This window comes from Streptomyces durbertensis (assembly GCF_014156695.1).
GTDB classification, from domain to species: Bacteria; Actinomycetota; Actinomycetes; order Streptomycetales; family Streptomycetaceae; genus Streptomyces; species Streptomyces durbertensis.
This window is the reverse complement of record NZ_WMLF01000348.1, coordinates 1-5847: the sequence shown is the minus strand read 5'-3', so window position 1 is coordinate 5847 and position 5847 is coordinate 1. Positions and strand designations below refer to the sequence as shown.

The window sequence follows — 5847 nt, the reverse complement described above, 5'->3', positions numbered from 1 at the left end:
CCCCCGACCCATCCGGTGCACCGCCGCCAGGACCCCCCGCGACCCGCGCGATGGGTCCGCACCCAGACCGGAGAAACCATGGACATAACCCCGACGCCCGTCAGGCCGGAGCCACCCGGTGAACGGGACAAGAGCTCCGAGCTCGCCGGGTCCACCCGCCCCGGTGACAAGATCTTCCTGGCCCTCTCCCGAGGCTCGGGCATCACGCTGCTGGTCATCATGGCCACCATCGCGGCGTTCCTGACCTACCGGGCCGTGATCGCCCTCGCCGAGAACGAGGGGAACTTCCTCACCACCTTCGAGTGGAACGCGAACGCCGACCCGCCGGTGTTCGGCATCCCGGTGCTCGTCTTCGGCACGATCGTCAGCTCGATCATCGCGATGGTGATCGCCGTGCCGATCGCGGTCGGCATCGCGCTGTTCATCTCGCACTACGCGCCGCGCAAGCTGGCCACCCCGCTCGCCTACGTCATCGACCTGCTGGCCGCCGTGCCCAGCATCGTGTACGGCCTGTGGGGCGCGCTGTTCCTGGTGCCGCACCTGGGCGGGCTGTACGAGTGGCTGGACCAGTTCCTCGGCTGGACCGGCCTCTTCTCCTACGACGGCGGCGCGGCCCGGTCGCTGTTCACCGTCGGCATCCTGCTGGCGATCATGATCCTGCCGATCGTCACCAACGTCTCCCGCGAGGTCTTCAAGCAGTCGCCGAAGCTGCACGAGGAGGCCGCGCTCGCGCTCGGCGCGACCCGGTGGGAGGTCATCCGGATGTCCGTGCTGCCGTTCGGCCGCTCGGGTGTCATCAGCGCCTCGATGCTCGGCCTCGGCCGCGCGCTGGGCGAGACGATGGCCGTCGCCACCGTGCTGTCCCCGAGCTTCCTCATCCAGGCCAGCCTGCTGGAGCCCGGCGGCGGCACCTTCGCGCAGAACATCGCCGCCGGCTTCAACGAGGCCACCCAGACCGGCCGTGACGCGCTGATCGCCTCCGGCCTCGTCCTGTTCCTGATCACCCTGGTGGTGAACGGGGCGGCCCGCATGGTCATCGCCCGCCACAAGGAGTACTCGGGGGCCAACGCATGAGCAACCAGGTCATCGACAAGGCTCCCGCGGACAACGCGCCCACGCTGGCGTCCGCGCCGCTCAAGCAGCCCCGGCTGCCGCGCTGGGCCCCGTTCGGCCTCGCCCTGGTCTCCGCCGGCCTCGGCATCGGCGTCGGCCTGGTGGCCGGGCTGGAGAGCCGGGTCCAGTGGGGCCTGATCGCCGCCCTGCTGTACGTCGCGCTGACGATGGTGATCGCCGGCACGGTCGAGGGCTCGCGGCAGGCGAAGGACCGGCTGGCCACCAGCGTCATCTGGGTCTGCTTCCTGCTGGCCATCGTGCCGCTGGCCTCGCTGGTCTTCGAGACCGTCTCGCGCGGCTCGAAGGTCCTCGACGGGTACTTCCTCACCCACTCCATGGCCGGCGTGGCGGACCTCCAGCCCGGCGGCGGCATCTACCACGCGCTGATCGGCACCATGCAGCAGGTCGGTCTGGCCACGCTGATAGCCGCGCCGCTCGGCCTGTTCACCGCGATCTACCTCGTGGAGTACGGCACCGGCAAGCTCGCCAAGGCCGTCACCTTCTTCGTCGACGTCATGACGGGCATCCCGTCGATCGTCGCCGGCCTGTTCGTCTTCAGCCTCTGGCTCATCGTCCTGGACTTCAACCACTCCGGGTTCGCCGGGTCGCTCGCCCTGGCCATCCTGATGATGCCGATCGTCGTACGCTCGACCGAGGAGATGCTCAAGCTCGTGCCGAACGAGCTGCGCGAGGCCTCCTACGCACTCGGCGTGCCGAAGTGGCGGACCATCCTCAAGGTGGTCCTCCCGACCGCGATCGGAGGTATCACCACCGGCGTGATGCTCGCCGTCGCCCGCATCGCCGGCGAGACCGCCCCGGTCATGCTGCTCGTGTGGGGCGCGATGGAGATCAACAACAACCCGTTCGAAGGTCCGCAGCAGTCCCTGCCGTACTACATCTGGCTCCAGTGGAAGTCCGGCAACCCGCACGCCTTCGACCGTGCCTGGGCCGCGGCCCTCGTGCTGATCGCCTTCGTGATGATCCTCAACCTGGCCGCCCGCGGGATCGCCCGCTGGAAGGCCCCGAAGACCGGCCACTGACGCGGCCACGTGACCAGAGAAGTGAAGTGATCAAAATGGCCAAGCGCATCGACGTCAGCGGTCTCACCGCCTACTACGGCTCCCACAAGGCCATCGAGGACATCTCGATGACCGTCGAACCCCGCTCGGTGACCGCCTTCATCGGCCCCTCCGGCTGCGGCAAGTCCACCTTCCTGCGCACCCTGAACCGGATGCACGAGGTGACGCCCGGCGGACGGGTCGAGGGCAAGGTCATGCTCGACGGCGAGTCCCTGTACGGGGCCGGCGTCGACCCGGTCTCCGTGCGGCGCACCATCGGCATGGTGTTCCAGCGCCCCAACCCGTTCCCGACGATGTCGATCTACGACAACGTCGCGGCCGGGCTGCGGCTCAACGGCAGCTACAAGAAGTCCGAGCTGGACGCCGTCGTCGAGAAGTCCCTCAAGGGCGCCAACCTCTGGAACGAGGTCAAGGACCGGCTGAACAAGCCCGGCTCCGGCCTCTCCGGCGGCCAGCAGCAGCGGCTGTGCATCGCCCGCGCCATCGCGGTCGAGCCGCAGGTGCTGCTGATGGACGAGCCCTGCTCGGCCCTGGACCCGATCTCCACGCTGGCCATCGAGGACCTGATCGGCGAGCTGAAGGAGCGCTTCACGATTGTCATCGTGACGCACAACATGCAGCAGGCCGCGCGGGTCTCCGACCGGACGGCGTTCTTCAACCTGGCCGCCATCGGGCAGCCCGGCAAGCTGATCGAGATCGACGACACCGAGCGGATCTTCTCCAACCCCTCCGTGCAGGCGACGGAGGACTACATCTCCGGCCGCTTCGGCTGATCGCGGCGGGTCGGCCCGCCCGGGCCGGCCCCAGCCGCGGGTGAACCTGCCGAACAACGGTCGGCAAGGCGTTCTGCGGCGCTGCATGGCGGTGCCGCCGCAGAACGAACGGGCCCGGTCCTCGGGAGGGACCGGGCCCTCCCCTTTTCCCGCCCCGGCCGCCCCAGCGGGTGGGGTCGCCCGAACGTCCCCGGGTCGCGGGTACCGGAAGCGGCATTCCGCGGCCCCTTCCGCCGATGTCCGGCCGCGCTGCCGGAGAGCGTCGGAGCCCGGTCTCCCCGAGGGTCTGTCAGCACAAAGGCCCGGGGGCAGTACGTGCCGGACGACGCGGCGGACGGACGACTCGGCGGACGGACGACTCGGCGGACGGACGGCTCGGGGCGGACGCGCCGGCGCTACAGCGCGGGTTCCAGGTGTGCCCAGGGGCGGGCCTCCTCCAGGCTCGCGGCCAGCGCGAGCAGCGTGCCCTCCGAGCCGAGCCCGCCGACGAACTGCACGCCCAGCGGCAGCCCCTCGGCCGTGCGGTGCAGCGGCACCGACATCGCGGGGCGGCCGGTGAGGTTCGCCAGCTGGGTGAACGGGACGGCCGCCAGATTGGCGGTGATGGTGCGCCGCCACTGCGGGGTCCGCGTGAGCGGGCCGACCAGGCGCAGCCGCAGCAGCAGTTCGCCGGCCAGCCGCAGCACCGGCGGCGTGTCGAGCTCACCGACGCGCACCGGCGGGCACGCGAGCGTGGGGGTGAGCAGCAGGTCGTAGTCCGCGTGGAAGGCGGCGAGCGCCCTGGAGTGCTCGTTCCAGCGGTGGTTGGCGGCGAAGTAGGCGGGCGCGCGCGTGGCCCGGCCGGCGGCGGCCATCAGCCGGGTGTCGAGTTCGAAGTCGGTGTCCCGGGCGCCGGTGACCCGGCGGACGTGCGCGACGTCGGCGGCCAGCCCCGTGTACCAGACGGTGAGGAAGTCCTCGGCGAGCCGGTGACCGTCGATCCGCGGCTCGGCGGGTTCCACGTCGTGACCGAGGTCGGTGAGCAACCGGGCGGCCTCCTCCACGGCGGCGACCGCCTCCGGGTCGACCGGCGTGTCCAGCGGTGAGCGGGTGGTGAAGCCGACGCGCAGCCGGCCCGGTGGCCGGGCGGCCTGGTCGACGTAGCCGGTCTCCGGGCGTGCGGGAAGGTAGGGGCCGCCCGGGTCGGGGTCGGCGGTCAGCAGGTCGAGCATGAGCGCGCTGTCCCGGACGGTCCGGGAGAGCACGCCGTCGGTCGCGGCGCCCTGGAGGTACTCGGCGTGGTCGGGGCCGCTGGGGACGAGGCCGCGTCCCGGCTTGAGTCCGAAGAGGCCGCAGCAGGCGGCGGGTATGCGGATCGAGCCGCCGCCGTCGTTGGCGCCGGCCATCGGCACGACGCCGGCCGCGACGGCCGCGGCGGAACCTCCGGAGGAGCCGCCCGGGGTGCGGTCGAGCGCCCAGGGGTTGCGGCTCGGTCCGCTCACCTCCGGCTCGGTGATGCCCTTCGCGCCGAACTCGGGGGTGTTCGTCTTGCCGAACACGACCAGTCCGGCGGCCAGCCAGCGTTCCACGACCCGGCTGTGCCGGGGGCGCGGCAGGTCGCGCAGGGCGCGGGAGCCGGAGCCGGTGGGCAGGCCGGCGTAGTCCTGGAGGAGGTCCTTGATGAGAAAGGGCACGCCGCCCAACGGACCTCGGGGCTGCTCGGCGGCCCGCTTGCGCGCCTGCTCGTACATGGGCCGGACGATCGCGTTGAGCCGCCCGTCGACGGCCTCGGCCCGGTTGATCGCCGTCTCCAGCAGTTCGGCGGGCGACACCTCGCCGCGGGCCGCCAACTCGGCCAGTCCCGTGGCGTCATACCGCCGGTAGTCCGCGTACTCCACTGGTCACCGCCATCAACCGGGGACAGGTCTACCGCACGGTAACCAGCGGCGGTGGCGGCGACAAGACCGCGGTCGGCGGTGGCGCCGGGGGCGACCCTCGCCTCGTCCCCGGCACCTGCCGATCGTCGTGTCGCCCGGTCAGCGGACCAGGTTGAAGGTGACGCCCATCTCCCGGACCGCGACGGCCCGGTCGCTCCAGCGGTTCTGGCTCTTGATCAGGTACTGGCAGCGGTACTCGGTGTCCTCGCCCAGCTCGACCAGGACGGCGTCCGGGATCTCGCCGCACCGCAGCTGGTCACTGGTGGAGTTGTTCAGCTTGTAGAAGTTGCCGTACGCGCTCTTGGCCGTCAGCACGGCCTTCAGCGGCTTCGCCTGGTAGCTGAAGACAAACGAGCCGGGCTTGTAGTTGTCGGAGATCGTCACGTCCCAGGGGACCTTGACGCCCTCGTAGTCGACGGTGCACTTCGTCGTGGCGCCGGCCTCCATCGTGAGTTCGCCGCCGGCGCACTCGCCGCTGGTCTTGCCCTCGACGCCGGCCATGCGCAGGGTGCGCTGGCGGAGTTCGTGCAGGACCTTCTCGGTGACGGTGGCGGTGCGGTCCGGGCTCGGCTCGATCTTCGGGGAGGCGCCGAGCAGGTCGCCCTCCTCCTCGACCTTCACCGGCAGTTCGTCGCCCTCGGCGTCGGAACCGGCGTCGCCGCCGTCCTCCGTGCCCTGGTCGTCCGTGTTGTCCTTGGCGCCGCTGTCGGCCGAGGCCTCGGCGGACGGGGTGGACTTGGCGTCCGCGCCGTCGGAGTCGTCTCCCCCGCAGCCGACGGTGAGCAGACCGACGGCGACAACGCCTACGAGTGTTCTGGTGTATCGCATGAGGCGGAGTGTAAGGGGAGAGTAAAATCTCGCGCGACCGGGTTGGATGGGCTCATGTACGGGTATTGCGGGCTTCAACCCGACGCCCGGCGGGCGGAATTCCGCAGTGATCCGCGTCTCCCCCGCGGTGCCCGTGCC

The 5847-nt window shown here is 71.1% G+C and carries 5 protein-coding genes; 3 read left to right on the top strand and 2 right to left on the bottom strand.

What is annotated here, in order from left to right; all coding sequences use genetic code 11:
• The first annotated feature begins 78 nt into the window (after positions 1–78).
• Genes pstC through pstB form a run of 3 tightly spaced genes read left to right on the top strand, consistent with a single transcriptional unit; the run spans position 79 to position 2965 of the window.
• Positions 79–1074, top strand: a complete 996-nt coding sequence (pstC, locus tag GL263_RS19940; protein ID WP_182857103.1) for a phosphate ABC transporter permease subunit PstC — start codon at positions 79–81, stop codon at positions 1072–1074.
• Entirely contained in the window at positions 1071–2153 is a 1083-nt protein-coding gene (gene pstA, locus GL263_RS19935; protein WP_182857102.1) for a phosphate ABC transporter permease PstA, read from the top strand. The genes pstC and pstA overlap by 4 nt, the downstream gene beginning before the upstream one ends.
• Positions 2154–2188: 35 nt before the next feature.
• Positions 2189–2965, top strand: a complete 777-nt coding sequence (pstB, locus tag GL263_RS19930) for a phosphate ABC transporter ATP-binding protein PstB (RefSeq protein WP_143649067.1) — start codon at positions 2189–2191, stop codon at positions 2963–2965.
• 395 nt (positions 2966–3360) lie between these two features.
• Here pstB and GL263_RS19925 read toward each other — a convergent pair whose 3' ends face one another.
• Together GL263_RS19925 and GL263_RS19920 are read right to left on the bottom strand one after the other, a co-directional pair.
• On the bottom strand, positions 3361–4842 hold the full coding sequence (locus tag GL263_RS19925; protein ID WP_182857101.1) for an amidase: 1482 nt from the start codon (positions 4840–4842) through the stop codon (positions 3361–3363).
• A gap of 138 nt (positions 4843–4980) precedes the next feature.
• A complete protein-coding gene (locus tag GL263_RS19920) occupies positions 4981–5709 on the bottom strand; it encodes a hypothetical protein (RefSeq protein ID WP_182857100.1) in 729 nt (242 codons plus the stop codon).
• Positions 5710–5847: the final 138 nt, after the last annotated feature.